17 protein-coding genes and 1 tRNA gene are annotated in these 15,254 nt (G+C 35.0%); 8 read left to right on the top strand and 10 right to left on the bottom strand.

Annotated elements, in window-relative coordinates; all coding sequences use genetic code 11:
• Positions 1-213: 213 nt before the first annotated feature.
• From DF947_RS12570 to DF947_RS12550, 5 genes are all read left to right on the top strand, one after another.
• The gene (locus DF947_RS12570; RefSeq protein WP_109930293.1) at positions 214-915 is read left to right on the top strand and encodes a LytR/AlgR family response regulator transcription factor; all 702 of its coding nucleotides are present in this window, start codon (positions 214-216) and stop codon (positions 913-915) included.
• Positions 916-940: 25 nt separating this feature from the next.
• On the top strand, positions 941-1,741 hold the full coding sequence (locus DF947_RS12565; RefSeq protein WP_109930291.1) for a response regulator: 801 nt from the start codon (positions 941-943) through the stop codon (positions 1,739-1,741).
• Between the two features lie 83 nt (positions 1,742-1,824).
• Entirely contained in the window at positions 1,825-2,088 is a 264-nt protein-coding gene (locus tag DF947_RS12560) for a hypothetical protein (protein ID WP_109930289.1), read from the top strand.
• A 33-nt stretch (positions 2,089-2,121) separates the two neighbouring features.
• Entirely contained in the window at positions 2,122-2,418 is a 297-nt protein-coding gene (locus tag DF947_RS12555; RefSeq protein ID WP_109930287.1) for a GNAT family N-acetyltransferase, read from the top strand.
• Positions 2,419-2,617: 199 nt separating this feature from the next.
• Positions 2,618-4,696 (top strand): CehA/McbA family metallohydrolase domain-containing protein, encoded by a 2,079-nt coding sequence (locus DF947_RS12550; protein WP_109930285.1) that lies wholly within the window; start codon positions 2,618-2,620, stop codon positions 4,694-4,696.
• A gap of 10 nt (positions 4,697-4,706) precedes the next feature.
• On the opposite strand, the gene DF947_RS22125 is transcribed toward DF947_RS12550, so the two are convergent.
• The 3 genes from DF947_RS22125 to DF947_RS12535 form a co-directional block, all read right to left on the bottom strand.
• Complete coding sequence (locus DF947_RS22125) at positions 4,707-4,967, bottom strand: hypothetical protein (RefSeq protein ID WP_146202911.1); 261 nt, start codon at positions 4,965-4,967, stop codon at positions 4,707-4,709.
• A 350-nt stretch (positions 4,968-5,317) separates the two neighbouring features.
• Positions 5,318-5,818, bottom strand: coding sequence for a peptide-methionine (S)-S-oxide reductase (locus DF947_RS12540; protein WP_109930281.1), 501 nt, complete (start codon positions 5,816-5,818; stop codon positions 5,318-5,320).
• 17 nt (positions 5,819-5,835) lie between these two features.
• Entirely contained in the window at positions 5,836-6,198 is a 363-nt protein-coding gene (locus DF947_RS12535) for a response regulator transcription factor (protein WP_109930279.1), read from the bottom strand.
• 162 nt (positions 6,199-6,360) lie between these two features.
• Here DF947_RS12535 and DF947_RS12530 point away from each other — a divergent pair, with 162 nt between their 5' ends.
• Positions 6,361-7,311 (top strand): PAS domain-containing protein, encoded by a 951-nt coding sequence (locus tag DF947_RS12530; RefSeq protein ID WP_146202910.1) that lies wholly within the window; start codon positions 6,361-6,363, stop codon positions 7,309-7,311.
• 124 nt (positions 7,312-7,435) lie between these two features.
• On the opposite strand, the gene DF947_RS12525 is transcribed toward DF947_RS12530, so the two are convergent.
• The 7 genes from DF947_RS12525 to DF947_RS12495 all read right to left on the bottom strand — a co-directional run bounded on the left by DF947_RS12525 (position 7,436) and on the right by DF947_RS12495 (position 12,769).
• A complete protein-coding gene (locus DF947_RS12525) occupies positions 7,436-8,011 on the bottom strand; it encodes a DUF4833 domain-containing protein (RefSeq protein ID WP_109930275.1) in 576 nt (191 codons plus the stop codon).
• Positions 8,008-8,493: a GtrA family protein gene (locus DF947_RS12520; RefSeq protein ID WP_109930273.1), complete on the bottom strand. Its 486-nt coding sequence runs from the start codon at positions 8,491-8,493 to the stop codon at positions 8,008-8,010. Before DF947_RS12520 ends, DF947_RS12525 begins: the two co-directional genes overlap by 4 nt.
• Positions 8,490-9,182, bottom strand: coding sequence for a CDP-alcohol phosphatidyltransferase family protein (locus DF947_RS12515; RefSeq protein WP_109930271.1), 693 nt, complete (start codon positions 9,180-9,182; stop codon positions 8,490-8,492). Before DF947_RS12515 ends, DF947_RS12520 begins: the two co-directional genes overlap by 4 nt.
• A 153-nt stretch (positions 9,183-9,335) precedes the next feature.
• The gene (locus DF947_RS12510; RefSeq protein WP_109930269.1) at positions 9,336-10,142 is read right to left on the bottom strand and encodes a phytanoyl-CoA dioxygenase family protein; all 807 of its coding nucleotides are present in this window, start codon (positions 10,140-10,142) and stop codon (positions 9,336-9,338) included.
• A gap of 216 nt (positions 10,143-10,358) precedes the next feature.
• Positions 10,359-11,147 (bottom strand): SDR family NAD(P)-dependent oxidoreductase, encoded by a 789-nt coding sequence (locus tag DF947_RS12505; RefSeq protein ID WP_109930267.1) that lies wholly within the window; start codon positions 11,145-11,147, stop codon positions 10,359-10,361.
• A 259-nt stretch (positions 11,148-11,406) separates the two neighbouring features.
• The gene (locus DF947_RS12500; RefSeq protein ID WP_109930265.1) at positions 11,407-12,507 is read right to left on the bottom strand and encodes an acyltransferase family protein; all 1,101 of its coding nucleotides are present in this window, start codon (positions 12,505-12,507) and stop codon (positions 11,407-11,409) included.
• Between the two features lie 190 nt (positions 12,508-12,697).
• Positions 12,698-12,769 (bottom strand) — tRNA-Arg (locus DF947_RS12495).
• A gap of 348 nt (positions 12,770-13,117) precedes the next feature.
• Between DF947_RS12495 and mgtE the strand changes: the two genes are divergently transcribed.
• Both mgtE and DF947_RS12485 read left to right on the top strand, forming a co-directional pair.
• Complete coding sequence (gene mgtE / locus DF947_RS12490; RefSeq protein WP_109930263.1) at positions 13,118-14,494, top strand: magnesium transporter; 1,377 nt, start codon at positions 13,118-13,120, stop codon at positions 14,492-14,494.
• A 9-nt stretch (positions 14,495-14,503) separates the two neighbouring features.
• Positions 14,504-15,124 carry an HAD hydrolase-like protein gene (locus DF947_RS12485; RefSeq protein WP_109930261.1) on the top strand — a complete coding sequence of 207 codons (621 nt, stop codon included), beginning with the start codon at positions 14,504-14,506 and terminating at the stop codon, positions 15,122-15,124.
• Positions 15,125-15,254 lie beyond the last annotated feature (130 nt).

Genomic DNA, 15,254 nt, shown 5'->3' with positions numbered 1-15,254 from the left:
GTTTATTTTCTGCAAAATTATATCGATTAGCGAGTTAAGCCTATGATAACGAGATAAAAAGGCATAAATCCTCGACGAATGCCGTAATATACGTGTCGAAATATCTAACGGTTTTTTTTAAATCGAAAATTATTCATTTTGTTCATTAGCCCCATATATAAAAGTTTTTCGATAGGTTGTATTAGATTTAATTCTGAAAGACTGAAAAACTAAATGAACTGCCTCATAGTTGATGATGATATAATTTGTAGAACCGTAATTAAGCATTTAGTTACGTTTGAGGAATCGTTGAATCTGGTAGCCGAATGTAAGGATGCAAATGAAGCTTACCGTTGCCTTGGCAGCCATAAAATAGATTTGATTTTTCTGGATGTAGAAATGCCGGGAATTTCTGGAATTGATTTGGTTAAGGGCTTAGGGCAATCTAAACCGTTAATTATTTTTATTAGCTCGAAAAAAGATTATGCAGCCGAGGCATTTGATTTAAATGTGGTTGATTTTATTACAAAACCCGTTGCTCCAGATCGTTTTTTACGATCGGTGATAAAGGCAAAGGATATTTACAAACACAAAAATAATTCGTTTTTTTTAGGATCGAAAAAAGATGAGTTTATCTTCATCAGAGATTCCAGTGTAATTAGACGTGTTAAGTTAAATGATATCTGTTACTTAGAAGCTCAAGGCGATTATGTTAAAATTTACCTAATTGACAAGGTTCATTCCATTCATTCTTCGTTAAAATCTGTAGAGGATAAACTACCTGCCGATACTTTTTCTAGGGTGCACCGATCATTTATTGTTAATTTAAGTAAAATAGATACCATTGAGGGAAGCACACTGGTAATAAACAAAAACTTTGTTCCGGTATCCGACGCATACCGTTCAACGCTAAACAAAAGAATGCAAATACTTTAATTATACCTATTTAAAATATGTTATTATGATCAGTGAAAATGAAAAATTAAAAGATGACGCTCAAAATAACTCGATTGATATATTGTTAGTAGAAGATAATGCCATCAATCAGAAATTATTTTCATATTATTTTAAAGAATACGAAGTTAGCTACGATGTGGTAAACGATGGATTTGAAGCCATAGAAATTCTTCGTGAAAAAAAATATAAACTCATTTTATTAGACATCGAACTTCCAAAAAAGGATGGTTATAATACCGCTCAGGAAATCAGAGAAATATTAAATATCGATACCCCAATTGTCGCAATAACTTCTCATAATATTGATGATGTTAAAGAGCAGTGTTTCGAAACTGGTATGAACGCCTGTTTTGCAAAGCCAATCAGCAAAACAGAATTAGTGGGCGTACTTAGTCAATTTCTTCCTCAAGAAATTTTCTGTCAATCTATAAAAAATGAGCAAAAGGTTAAGGGTGAGAAAGAATATCAAACCATAGATTTTGATTACTTAAAACAGATTAGCATGGGCGATAAAATTTTCGAAAAGAAATTAACCGAGCAATTCTGTGAAAAGATTTCGGAAAATTTAAACATGTTGGATGAATGTTTGGTAAAGGAAGATGTGGCAGAACTCAAATTTGTTGCACACCAAATGCACTCAACTATTTTTATAATGGGGTTGCGTTCTAAATTAGAATCTCATTTAGATGCAATTGAACGCAATACATTAAATTACGAACAGCTTAAAGCACGAATTGGGATTATAAGCCTGGTTTGTAAAAAGGCAAGAGCCGAAGCAAGGGAATTTTTGGCAACTGCTGGTTAAATGGTGTTTAATGAATTGAAATTCACTTGTTTGTATTCTTATAAGTATATTTATTATGATGATTTAATTTAATTAGATGGATTATGAATGACAAAAAAAAAGGGTTAAGAATTTTTAATCCATCTTTAACCAATTGTATCATTAATCTTCAGATGAATGGTTACGATTACGACTTCCAGAAAGTTAATGAGGAAGATATTTTGTGTGTACAGAATAATCGGAAGTTTTCTGCAAAGCATTTGATTATAAACGCGATCGAATTATCCCGAAAATCGGCTAAAGGATTACATACTATAGAAACTGCAACAGGAGAAAGAGGTTTGTTATTAACAGAAGTTGATTTTTAAATCTTAAATTTAGGTTTTAAATCCAACCTTAAGATGGCAGAAATCAAATTTGAAACATTCCCGAATGAGCCGAGTGCTTTTAACCTTTATCTCGAAGAGGTAAAAATTGGAGAAATGATTGTTGAAGTTAAAGACAATAATTTAACGGTATACCATACAGAAGTAGACCCAGATCAATCTGGCAATGGTTACGCGGGCCAATTGCTTGCCGAAATGGTTGCATATGCAAGAGCGCAAAAGCTTAAAGTAATTCCTTTATGTCCATATGTTCATGCTCAATTTAATCGCCATCCAGATTTGTATGCAGATTTGTGGAAAAACGAAGACTAATCTTTAATTAAGGCTATTTTAATCCTCAACTTTGATAAAGTTGGGGATTTTTTTTAGTTAAAAAATTGAATGAACGTCGATTATTTTGATCGGTTTGGGCGAATTCTTTGATTTGGTTTTTTCTTTAATGAAATTAGGTAAAACGTTTAACCTATGTTATCTTGCGGTAGAATTTTAATCTAACCAAATCTCATTCCCAATGAAAAATTTTATTTTTTTGCTCCTGCTTCTGTTTGCAAATTTTCTAAAAGCTCAAACTCCGGTAGATCTAAGTAGTTTTAAGAAAAATGGTTCAACGGTATCTATAAATAAAAAATTAATTACGCTGAGCTGGCCGGCCGGAAAATCTGTATCAGGAAAAATCATTCTTGATATGGATCAGAAAAAGCCACTTTTCAATAGCATTTTACTGAGCAAAAATGGAACATTTAAAGAAATTGCAAAAAATCTCGATCCTGCCTTCGTTCTTCGAGTTGGAAAAAGAACACTAAGTCCTTCTAGTGGTGGCTGGGATGTATTTTTTGATAAAGTGCCTACCAGACCTTATACCACAAATCTAATGGCGTTTGATAAACGCAAAGCCAGTATTCAAACCAGCGGTTCTCAAACAATTATTAAAATTTCACAGGTAAAATCCAACACCTTTAATGGCGATTTAGAAATTACCCTTTATAACGGAAGTCCTTTGTTTAATGTGGCTGCAGTTGTATCAACCAAAGTAGACTCTACAGCAATTTTATACGATGCCGGTTTAACCAGTAAAACCGATGTATGGGGAAATATTGCTTGGTCTGATGTAAAGAAACAGATGCAGTCTGTTAAGCCCGCATTAACCGATCAAAGCAAAAATTTAGAAGTTAAGTACCGTACGGTAATAGGCGAAAACAATGGTGGAAGTTTAGCTCTTTTTCCGGCACCACATCAATATTTTTATCCATTAGATGAAGCTTTTAATCTCAAATTTACTTGGTATGGGAGCAATTATCTAAACTTAATTCCAGGTTTTGGTATTGGGATTCGCCAAGATCCATTGGGCGATAGGCGTTATGTGCCGTGGTTCAATGCAAGGCCAAATACCAAGCAGCGCCTTAATTTTTTCTGTTTGATTAGTACCGATCAGGCACAAGCCACTTTAAGCGAAGTAAAGAAATTTACCCATAATGATTCCTATGTTTCCTTGGCTGGGTATAAAACAATGGCGAGTCATTTTCACAATGAATTTATTTCCGATGTGGCTCTTAGTGGAAAACCAATTCCAGAGAAACCAGAGTTTGTAGAAGTTTTAAAAAATACAGGCTTAAACATTGTTAAGCTTGCCGAATTTCATGGGCCAGGACATCCGAAAGGCCCAGACAGTACGCGTTTAAAAGAATTGAATTCGTTATTTGAACAAACCAAACGATTATCTGATGCCAGCTTTCTTTTGTTGCCAGGAGAAGAAGCAAATAATTTTTATGGTGGGCATTGGCTGGCTTTTTTTCCTAAACCGGTGTACTGGGTAATGTCTAAAAAAGAAAATACGCCATTCGAAATCACTGATGCCAAGTATGGAAAAGTTTATCATGTTGGTGATAAGGATGAAATGTTAAAGTTGTTGGAACAGGAAAAAGGTTTGGCCTGGGTGGCACACGCCCGTACCAAGGCATCAACAGGTTATCCCGATAAATATAAAGAAGAAGCCTTTTTTAAATCGGATACTTATATGGGCGCCGCATGGAAAGCAATCCCTGCAGATTTATCCTTGCCAACCTTAAGTAAGCGTGTACTCGATTTAATGGATGATATGGCCAATTGGGGTTTAAAGAAACACGTAATTTCTGAAGCAGATATTTTTACCATAACAGAGCAGAACGAAATGTACGCACACCTAAACGTAAATTACCTTCAAATGGATAAGCTTCCAAGATATGAAGATGGCTGGCAACCTATTTTAGATGTAATAAAAAACGGAAAATTTTTCGTTTCTACTGGAGAAGTATTAATTCCCACTTTCAACATTAATGGCAAAGGAGCCGGAGAAACTTTAAAATTGGATCAGTTGGGCAAAGCAACTGTTAATATGCAACTGAACTGGACTTTTCCGCTAAACTTTGTCGAGATAATCTCCGGAGATGGACATAAAGTTTACAGAGATCGAATAAATTTAAAGGATACGCAGGCTTTTGGAAAACAGACATTTAAATGGTCGGTAAATTTAAAAGGCAGAAAATGGGCAAGGGTAGAAGCTTGGGACATTGCAACAAACGGCGCATTTACCCAAATGGTTTGGTTAGAGTAAATATCTTTAGTTAGGAAAGCTCTGCTATCTGGTTGACAGAAATTTCCTGAATAAAATTTTCTACATTTTGAATGAAGGCGATTTTACCGAAATTCCAGGTTTGTGGAGATGCCATATCCTCAATAATTCCATCGATTGCATCGTCTGGTACGTTGCATAAATTTTTAAACTCTCTAACTAAGCTGTAAGAATCCATATCGCCAAAACCCCTAAGCTGTTTAACCTTTTGTAAAAAAGTGCTCAATTTATTAATCTTGTTTGAATTTTCCATTAACCAAAAATCCCTTTTCGCTCTAATTAATACTACAGTAATTTTACCCTTTTGCGCTTGGTAACGCAATTGTGACAAGATGAATATTTCTAATTTAATAGCAATTTGAACAATGCCCATAATAAAAAAGGAACGAGCACAAAAAGCCCGTTCCATCTAAACCCCAACATGCGCTCAAACATGAAGGAATTACAAAAGTAACAAACAGTTTTCTGATTGGTTTTCAAATTGAATTGTAATTTGATCGAATAATGTAAAAAAGAAGTGATTGGTTGTTAGATGATCTCATCAAAAACAAACCGATAAAATGCAGGGCTTGTCATCTCTTTTATACTTCATCAAAATCAATTTTAATCATGCCTAAATTTTTTGAAGTTTACTGTATCGGCAAAGCGGTCTAAAAGAATTCTAAGTTTAGGCGTTACAAAATTTTTACAAAATGCTTTTTCGGGGTTTTTGTAATAATAATTTAGATAGTTCTCCGTATTGAGTTTAAAATCTTTAAAAGATAATACTCTGGTTATTATTGGTTTATCGAAATCATCTTTCAAATTCAAAATTTCATTTTCTGCTAAATGACTTTGATTTTTATCGAAGGTATAAACAGCCGAACGGTATTTTTGACGCATAGAATGATTTGATGTGCAACTGTGTGTATGCAGATGTATGGCAATTAAAATTTCTAGCGGAATGCGAGACGGTTCAAAAAGTACAATTACAGCTTCCGAGAAAGTCGAATCTTTTCCTTCAGATGAGATCCACCCCTGCATAACTTCTGTAACTCCGTTAAGGGATTGAAAAATCGCTTCTGTACACCAATGGCAACTGCCTCCAAAACCTATTTTATCCATCGAAAGATAACCAGTAATTATCCTACCATCTGCTTTTTAACACGACAAACAAAATCATAAATATCAAAAGGCTTACTAATAAAATCATCTGCCTGGCATTCTTTGCTCAAATCAGAAAGATCTCCAGATGCGGACATAATGATGACGGGAAGATGCACGGTGGCTGGATCTGCTCGAAGTTCTTTACATAGATCTAAACCGTTTCCATCAGGAAGCATCACATCGAAGATCAGAGCATCTGGGCGTACCTTTGAAATCTGATCGCGAAAGCTGGCTGCATCTGCAAAGGAACGAACGGTATATTTTTCACTGTTAAGGAGAAATTCTAGCATTTCGCGAATTTCATCGTTATCCTCAACGATCATAATATGCTTTGCCATAAGAAGTTAATTTGGAATGATTTTAGTTTAAAACAACGGATATCAATTTTAGTTTTAATCGGAACATTTTTATTAATTGAACAATTTTTTAAAAGCTAATTTATTGAAACTGCGGTGTTTTGCTAAATAAAACAAACAATCAAGCCTCTTTTCGTAAAAACTTTGTGCATAAATATAAGTGGTTTCATTTTTGCGTTAGCATTAACAATTAGCGTAATACAAAATAGATTTATGAAAGAGATTATCGGAGTAAGGGATGTTGAACGAAAGATAGAGAAGAAAAAATTAGAAACAATAGAAAATACCATTCTGCTAGTCGAAAAAATATTTAGTGGTATCAGAGCAGAAATTATTCTTTCCGCTGACGGAGTTGATTCTGATTGGGACAAAAACGCCAATATTTTTTTATTAAATACAGAAAGCGAGCAAAAAATAGGCATGCTTATTTTGGAAAATTCTACTTCTTTCGGAGATTATGAAAATGAAATCGTAAAAATAATAAGCAAGAACCTAGTAAGAGAGCTTGGAACGCTTGATGAATTAAGGGAAGTCGGGATAGAAGAATTTAATCAGGGTAAAGAGTTAGAAAGATGCAATTTAGAACTTAGTCTTGCTTACGAAGATTTAAGTCTAGCTCATGAAGAATTGAGCGAGGCTTATAATATGACGGTTTTGCTCAATAAAAACTTATCGCGTGCAAGTCTTAAAGTAAAGAGTTTCCTTGAACAGGCACCCATAGCTTTTGGCATTTTGAGACATCGACACTTAAAAGTTGAGTTGGCAAACAGCCTAATTCTTCAGCTTTGGGGCAAAGATAAATCGGTAATCGGTAAACCACTTTCCGAAGCTTTGCCTGAATTATCTGGACAGCCTTATCTGCAAATTTTGGATGATGTTTATACCTCAGGAGTCCGTTATGTTGGGAGAGAAGCCAAAGTAACCTTAACGAATCAATTAAAAACCTCTGATTTCTATTTTAATTTTATTTACGAACCGCTAAAAAATGAACGGGGAATTACCAATGCAATTATGATTATTGCTACAGATGTAACCGAGCTGGTTAATAATAGAAATACAATTACCAAGGCTATTAAAAATTTAAACCAACCATAAAAATGGATTACTTCGCAATCTAATTAATTCCAATTTGGTTCTGATATTGAAAGGTTAGTTTAAACTAAGCTCAGAAAATTACACTCCTGTTCTCACAATACGCTTGTTATAATAGCGGATAAAATTATTTCACATTAATCCGTTCAACAGCTGGTTTGCCAGTCGATTCATCTAATCCCTCAATCTCCGCATATTTTACATTTGGAAGCCAGAAGGAACCGCCTTCTATTCGAACAAACAATCGGGTAACTCTAATAGTTTTATTGTTTATAGAGACTGATACATGATAATTTTTATCAGCATATCTTTTTAAGGTAAAGGGTAATTTTTTATGGGAAACAAATCTCAGCTCATATTGATCTTTTCCGAGATCCTTTACATCCATTCCATAAGCAAATTTTTTTTGAATGTAGCCAAGATCCTTTTTCTCACCCTTCTCTGCATACCTAATCCAATAAGTGCGAATCGGATTACTGCTACTTATGCTTCCATTCTCTTTTAAATTAATGGCGTAAATCAAAGTATTTGTATTTGGATCCCTTTGCAGATAGAACAGCATATTCTCTACATTTTTTGGAGTGGGAAAATTAATGGGAGATGGATTTTTTGATTGTGCCCATAACTCTGAATAAAGGATTATTAAAAACAAAAAAATAATTCCTGATCTCGAATAAAGAGTATAATAATATTTTTTAGTCATTTGTATGATTCGTCTAGAGGCATGTTTCCCTCGTAATTATAATCAGGTTCGGTAAACTGACTTTCTTTATTTTGAATTGATTTATTTCCGAAAACCCAGAATTTCATTAGCGGATAGTTAAATCCATAAGAAACCATACTGTCAATTAAAAGTCGGCCCAATCTATAATCTAAGTTAAAAAATCGATGTAGTAGGTAAGTTCCTCCAGACTTTAATGAGATGCTCCCCATTACAACGCTAAAAAATCTAAAGAGTTGTTTATTAACCGGGATTGTATAACCATCGTGAGTTTTAAAAGCCCAATATCTATTGATGCAAAAGTTAACGGCTCCGCCAAAGGTTCCCGAAATTAATATTGAGATGGTAAAATGAATGTGCAGTTTTTCTGTTAGTAATATCATTAGCCCATAATCTGTTACGCCACCAGAAAATGCCGATACCTGTGCTTTTAAAAAAACCTTAATTGATTTCCAACGAATCATGAACGTTTTTCCTCCCGATCTCTCAAATCCCCATTCTTTAAAAGTTTAATGGAATCAATTAGGTTGATTACGAAAAGCAGGATTGTAATCGTTATGGCTAAATAGTTTAGTGATCCTGCAATAAATACTTCTGATATAAGAATAAGGGCAATAATTACCCTAAGTTCTGTTGGGCCAAGATTTCCAGAATCAATTTTATACTCACCAATTATTTTATATCGAAGCAAAGAAATAATCATTGACCAGCCATAAAACACAACGAAGAGAAAGCCGAGAATTTTCCAATTTACCGGGGCATAAAAATAGTATCCTAAACCAATTAAGACTATACTCAGCCAGTCCATCATAATATCGAGCGCAAACCCATACCATTTTCTAGGGGTTTCTCTGAAATATGCTAACCTTCCATCAAGAGAATCGCCAAGCCAATTTATAGCCAGGCCCAACAGACCTATTAACAGGTAGGCCCTACCAAAAAATATAGCAAAGATAAATGCAGATAATACAGTTATAGATCCAACCGTTCCAATTGCTGTCATCCCATTTGGAGAGATAAATGAAGGTACTTTTGGCAGTAAAAACAGAATCAATCGTTGCTCGCCCTTTCGTAAAATATTTGTACGCTCCCGATCAGAAAATACCTTTTTCCGATTTATTTCTTCTTTCTCACCAGCCAAATTCAAAGCCATTATATCCTGTTAAAATGATGCTAGAAATGATTGCAGTTTCTGGCCTATAAAATTTCAAAGCCATTTTTTTTGGTAGGCTTTTGATTAAGTAAGTCTGTCGTTTAAGCTTTCCTGATCTAATCAGATAGCTAAATAATAAAACAATCAGCATTGTTATTTTACTATTCCAGCAAAGCGCTGATAAAAAACTGTTGGACTATTTTCGTTCTTTGGCGCATACTTGCCCGCAATAATTGGAACATAAATTACCCGTCTCCTGCTTTCTTCACCACGTATAGAAGATTGCGCAACCCTGTGCCATAATCTACCATCGTGTACGGTAAGATCGCCTGCATTTGGAAGTATCGAGACTTCCGCATCATCTGGATTGTTATCAAGGAAATATTTTTTTCTAAAAAGCATTTGATAAATATTCTGTTTGTGGGTTCCTGGAATAATCTTTAGTCCACCGTTCTCTGGTTTCTGTGTACTTAAATGAATCCCTACATTAAGCATCGGATTTAATTTTCCACCATAAAATATATCTCTAAGTCCATCTGTATGCCAGCCCATTTTACTAAATTTACTTTCAGGGCCATTGATGTAATGATTGAAAACCATTCCGTCTTTCTCTTCAGTTCCAAGTCTGGCGCCGTCTCCTGCAAGTTCCAATAGGGCACTAAATCTTGGGTCGAGTAAAAGCCCGCTCAGGGTTTGATGATGCTGATTGATAAATGCAAAGCGCTGCACAATTGGAGAACCATCGAGATCTTTTCCGTACTTAATGGGTACACCGTTTATTTTTTTAATGTCTTGATCAATCCATTTATCCTGAACTTCTTTAGAAGCATTGATGATAGAAGATACGGTTTCTGCTTTGATGAAATTTTTAAAATGGATAAATCCATGTTGGTGAAAGAAATCAAGTTGCGCTTGAGTAAGTTTTTCGGATAGGGTAAAGGTGGGATACGATGTAGCCATGTGTAGAAGTTTAACAGTTTGGAAAAAAAGAATTTTAAAGAGAATTATGCGCAACAACAGCACATTCGCATTCGCGAGTGGTTCTGTACTGAAGTAAAATAAAACGCGATTGTTTTACTTGACATAATCTATAGATTTAGTAGTATTTAATACAAACGTAACACTTTTTTAACATCGTAAAGAATATTAATCTAATTATTTTTCGAAAAAGATTATTTAGGTCTTGTAAATGCCGGCAGCCATTTTTTCAATAAGTGCTTTTGGAAGTAGTCTAACGCCTATTACGCTGATTAAATTGGTAAAACCAGGAACAATTTCTGATTTCTTTTTAAGCATGCCTTTTACTGCAATTTCGGCAACTTCATCAGGTTGCATGTTAAACTTTTGGGCCATTTTACTGAATGCATCTAAGCCGGCACGTTCGGCAAAGCCGGTATCTACAGGTCCTGGGCAGAGGCAGGATACGGAAACCGATGTATCTTTTAATTCAAATCTCAAGGCTCTGGTAAAGGAGAGAACATAAGCTTTTGTAGCCGAATAAATAGCTAATGTTGGAACGGCTTGATAGGCTGCAGTACTGGAAACGTTAAGGATATAGGCCTGTTTTTGTTTTAAAAGTGCTGGAAGAAAAAGGTGGCAAAACTCGGTTACAACATCCATATTTAAACGGCACATATCCATTTGCTCGCTTAGTTTAAGATCAGAAAAATTACCCCATAAACCATAGCCTGCATTGTTTATTAATGCATTAAGCTGATATTCGTTCGTTGAAATCCAATCTGCAACTTCTTTTGGAGCCCCGGTTTTGCCGAGATCAATGGAAAGCATTTCAACAGTTACTCCATATCGAGTTGTAATTTCGGTACGTAGTAAACCAAGCTCGTTTTCGGAGCGGGCAACAATCAATAAGTTAAATCCTCTTTTGGCTAGCGCAATGGCTATTGATTTGCCAATACCTTTACTTGCGCCGGTAACCAATGCGTATTTTTTCTCTAATTCAGCCATTTCCTATTTCAAGCTTTTTGGCAATAATACAATTTCTTAAATATAAATAACTGTTTTGTAGGTTTAGGTTAGGCATTTAATATTCGAATATCCGTAAATTATAAATCCGGTTGAAGCGGTATCCCCCGATTTTTTCTATCGGGGATTTAGCGGAAAACGGGACCACAATTGCTAAGAACAACAGAAACGTTCATTTCCATATAATCGACTAAGTAACTTGATCTGCTTCCTAAAACGGTCAAAATCAAAGGCAAGATAATTATCTTGAAGTAGTTATCAGACTGGAATCCATTTTCTTTTTTAACTTTTTACGAATTGGAGTATCGATTAAAATAAGGACCAAATAAGCGAAAATCATAAGTAATATAACACCAACTACCATTACAATAATCATCTCGTTCATACTTGGTTTTTTGCTTTCTACATAACTCATAAACAGCCAGATAAACGGATAATGAACCATGTATAAGGGATAAGATATCTCGCCAGAAAATTTGCAAAACCAACCTGATTTTTTTGTTGGGTTAGTGCCGGCACCAAGCGCAATAAGAAAAGGAAAAAACAGAATTACAACTAATGGATCTACAATGAAATTTGTTTTATCTGAGTATGGGATTAGAAAGGTAATCAATAAGAGTGTACCCATAACGGCAAAACCAAGTCTGGATGATATTCTCCAATTTGATCGGTAAATTAAAATGCCCGCTACAAATGAGAAAAAGACTCTGGCTCCTCCTCCAAAAAAATTATCGCCTCCCCAACCAACGGATAGATTGCCCGATTTAAAGGCTTCATATCCAAGCAATACTGCAGCCAATACGATTAAAAACCACAGCACTTTATTCTTTAATCTGATTAAAACGAACGCATAAACAAGATTTGCAACATACTCCCAGAAAAGAGACCAAGTTGGCGGATTTAAGTGAAAAAAATTGAAGTAGCGTTCATGTACTACGGCATAAGGAATCATTAAACAAGAAGCTATAAACATCCACAAACTTTTACTTTGGTAAGTATCGAAGAGACGACTCATCGGATCGAAGGCAAATGCCAATATTCCGATAATTGAACCAATAATTACAAGAGGGTGTAATCGAATTAATCTGATTTTTAAAAAGTTAGGAATACCAATGGTTTTTAGTTTTTTATCATAAGCATAAGCAATTACAAAACCCGATAAACAAAAGAAAAAATCTACTGCTAAATAAGCATGTGCAATAAAGCTTTTTGTATAATCGGGAACTGCAATTTCCATAAAATGGAAAATTACTACTGCTACAGCAGCAAGGCCACGAAGGCCATCTAAAATTTCAAAATGTGGTTTAGATGAAAGTACTAATGGGGATGCGGTTTGATTCATAATTACATTTGGTGTGCCCGAAGATAATATTTAATTTTTTATGGGGAATGGAATGTATAGCTCGATTATAGGATTGTCTACTCTTAGAAGGTCTAAATGAAAAATCAAAAGACGTACAATTAAGCTGGTTACCAATTAGATCAAATAAAAAAACGAGACAAACAGCTAAAAAACTGACTTGTCTCGTTTGTGTTCCCGACGAGATTCGAACTCATATCGATGGTACCGGAAACCATAATTCTATCCATTGAACTACGGGAACAGAGCTGCAAATATAGAAAATCCTAAACTTAATTTATCGTAATATCTAAGCTAATATTAAGTTTGTTTTGCAGGGAAGCAAAACAAGCCAACGCTTTATCTGTTAATTTGGCTTAGTGCGAAAAACGAATAAGATTTACACATCTGTTTAAATTTTATTTTGGCTTTTCTTGGCTGCAAGGTTAGAATTTAAGATTAGAAATTAGCATCTTCAGCCTCAAATCCAATGGAATATAGTTTTCCAAAAATTAGTCATTAAGCAATCAAAATTGGCTTTTTAGAAAATAAAAACGCACCTTTGCGAACCGTTTATAAAGGTTTAGGCATGTAATAAGAAAATTAGTTGTTTATGGAAGAATTGGTTGTAGAAGAGATTCAGGAACTGCTTGAAAAAGAAAACGATAAAGCGTTAAAGCGATATCTAGATGAACTGAATATCTCGGATGTAGAACAACTGATTGATGAGCTTCCACAATATGCAGCTAAATTTATCGAAACCATTTCTGTAAATCGAGCAGTGAATGTTTTCCGAATTCTCGATTTTCCTACCCAGGAGCGTATCATTAAAAAACTTTCGGGTAATAAACTGAATCAAATCATCAAAGATCTTCCTCCAGATGATAGAACAGCACTTTTTAGCGAACTAAAAGGCGATGTCGTAAAAAAAATGATTACGCTTTTACCTCCCGAAGAACGTAAAGAATCGCTTGCACTTTTAGGTTATAAAGAAGACAGTATCGGTAGGTTAATGACGCCCGATTATATTGCGGTTAAACCTGAATGGTCTATTTCTAGAGTTTTAGCGCACATCAGGCGCTATGGTAAAAATTCTGAAACCATTGATGTGGTTTATGTAATTGATAAAGAGGGCGTACTGTTAGATGATATTAGAATTAGGGAAGTATTATTGGCCGATCCAGAAGCTATTATTGGCGAATTAACCGATAAACGCTTTATTGCTTTAAAAGCAAACGATCCACAGGAAGATGCCATTAATATTTTCCGTATGAACAATCGGGTGGCTTTGCCAGTAGTTGATGAAAATAATATTCTTTTAGGGATTGTAACTGTTGATGATATCTTATGGATTGCCAACGAAGAGTACACCGAAGATATGCACAAAATTGGTGGTACAGAAGCTTTGGATGAACCCTATCTCGATACTTCTATTTTTAATCTAGTTAGAAAACGCGTAGGATGGCTGGCTATTTTAATGATCGGAGAGATGCTTACAGCCACCGCAATGGGCTTTTTCGAAGGACAGATTCATAAAGCTACTGTGCTTGCGCTTTTTATTCCTCTAATTATATCATGTGGTGGAAACAGCGGTTCGCAGGCATCAACTTTAATTATACAGGCCATGGCTTTGGGCGAAGTAACCATCAAGGATTGGTGGCTGGTTATGAGAAGAGAGATTACATCTGGTTTTCTGCTTGGTGTGTGTTTAGGGATTATCGGATTTCTTCGCATTTTGGTTTGGCATGTTGCCGCACCGAATGTATACGGAGAACATTGGATACTAATAGCAGCCACAATTAGCGTTTCTTTGGTGTTTGTTGTTTTATGGGGTTCATTAAGTGGCTCGATGTTGCCTGTTTTACTTAAAAAGCTGGGTGCCGATCCAGCTACGTCATCAGCTCCTTTTGTAGCAACACTTGTTGATGTTACTGGCTTAATTATTTATTTCAGCTTCGCAGTTCTATTTTTAAAAGGTGTTTTGCTTTAACTTATATTCATGGAAAATCAAAAGAAAATTACAACCCTATTTACCGATATTGGTGGTGTTTTATTAACAAATGGTTGGGACAGACAGGCAAGGGGAGAGGCATCTGTACTTTTTAATCTCGATTCTGTCGATTTAGAAGAACGCCATCACCTTACTTTTGATACTTATGAAGTTGGTAAACTAACGCTAGATGAATATCTGGAAAGAATTGTATTTTTCGAGGAACGCTCGTTTAGTTATGATGATTTTAAAGAATTTATGTTCAAAAAATCGTTGCCTTATAACGATATGATTGCATTAATATGCGATTTAAAAAAGAAATACAATCTTAAGGTTGCCGTAATCAGTAATGAGGGAAGAGAGTTAAATCAGTATAGAATAAATACTTTCAGGTTAAATGAATTCGTTGATTTCTTCGTATCATCAAGCTTTGTCCATTTCCGTAAACCTGATGCAGATATTTTTAAAGTAGCCATAGATATTTCGCAGAGCGATGTTGAAACAAGCTTATATATTGATGATAGGATGTTGTTTGTTCAGGTAGCTGAAGGATTGGGATTGAAGGGAATTCACCATACCACATACGAGGATACAAAGACACAATTGGCCAGTTTTGGTTTAGAGGTTTAGACAATAAACGAGTACAAAGAAAAACTGCTTGAGTTATTTTAAAAGAGAAAAATAGTTTTTGGAAAGCAATGACAGTATCTCTTTTTAATGTCTGTTCCCGCTTTCCGTTTTATCCCTGATGAAAAATCAT

Source organism: Pedobacter paludis, from assembly GCF_003173575.1.
In the GTDB taxonomy this organism is placed as follows: Bacteria; Bacteroidota; Bacteroidia; order Sphingobacteriales; family Sphingobacteriaceae; genus Pedobacter; species Pedobacter paludis.
This window is presented reverse-complemented; position numbering and strand designations above follow the sequence as displayed.

Excerpts from the sequence above, each read along its gene's own strand:
- DF947_RS12500 (WP_109930265.1), bottom strand. The coding sequence starts at position 12,507 with ATGAATCAAACCGCATCCCCATTAGTACTTTCATCTAAACCACATTTT.
- mgtE (WP_109930263.1), top strand. The coding sequence starts at position 13,118 with ATGGAAGAATTGGTTGTAGAAGAGATTCAGGAACTGCTTGAAAAAGAA.
- DF947_RS22125 (WP_146202911.1), bottom strand. The coding sequence starts at position 4,967 with ATGGAAAATTCAAACAAGATTAATAAATTGAGCACTTTTTTACAAAAG.
- DF947_RS12505 (WP_109930267.1), bottom strand. The coding sequence starts at position 11,147 with ATGGCTGAATTAGAGAAAAAATACGCATTGGTTACCGGCGCAAGTAAA.
- DF947_RS12520 (WP_109930273.1), bottom strand. The coding sequence starts at position 8,493 with ATGATTCGTTGGAAATCAATTAAGGTTTTTTTAAAAGCACAGGTATCG.
- DF947_RS12540 (WP_109930281.1), bottom strand. The coding sequence starts at position 5,818 with ATGGATAAAATAGGTTTTGGAGGCAGTTGCCATTGGTGTACAGAAGCG.
- DF947_RS12535 (WP_109930279.1), bottom strand. The coding sequence starts at position 6,198 with ATGGCAAAGCATATTATGATCGTTGAGGATAACGATGAAATTCGCGAA.
- DF947_RS12510 (WP_109930269.1), bottom strand. The coding sequence starts at position 10,142 with ATGGCTACATCGTATCCCACCTTTACCCTATCCGAAAAACTTACTCAA.
- DF947_RS12525 (WP_109930275.1), bottom strand. The coding sequence starts at position 8,011 with ATGACTAAAAAATATTATTATACTCTTTATTCGAGATCAGGAATTATT.
- DF947_RS12560 (WP_109930289.1), top strand. The coding sequence starts at position 1,825 with ATGAATGACAAAAAAAAAGGGTTAAGAATTTTTAATCCATCTTTAACC.
- DF947_RS12555 (WP_109930287.1), top strand. The coding sequence starts at position 2,122 with ATGGCAGAAATCAAATTTGAAACATTCCCGAATGAGCCGAGTGCTTTT.
- DF947_RS12550 (WP_109930285.1), top strand. The coding sequence starts at position 2,618 with ATGAAAAATTTTATTTTTTTGCTCCTGCTTCTGTTTGCAAATTTTCTA.
- DF947_RS12570 (WP_109930293.1), top strand. The coding sequence starts at position 214 with ATGAACTGCCTCATAGTTGATGATGATATAATTTGTAGAACCGTAATT.
- DF947_RS12565 (WP_109930291.1), top strand. The coding sequence starts at position 941 with ATGATCAGTGAAAATGAAAAATTAAAAGATGACGCTCAAAATAACTCG.
- DF947_RS12515 (WP_109930271.1), bottom strand. The coding sequence starts at position 9,182 with ATGGCTTTGAATTTGGCTGGTGAGAAAGAAGAAATAAATCGGAAAAAG.
- DF947_RS12485 (WP_109930261.1), top strand. The coding sequence starts at position 14,504 with ATGGAAAATCAAAAGAAAATTACAACCCTATTTACCGATATTGGTGGT.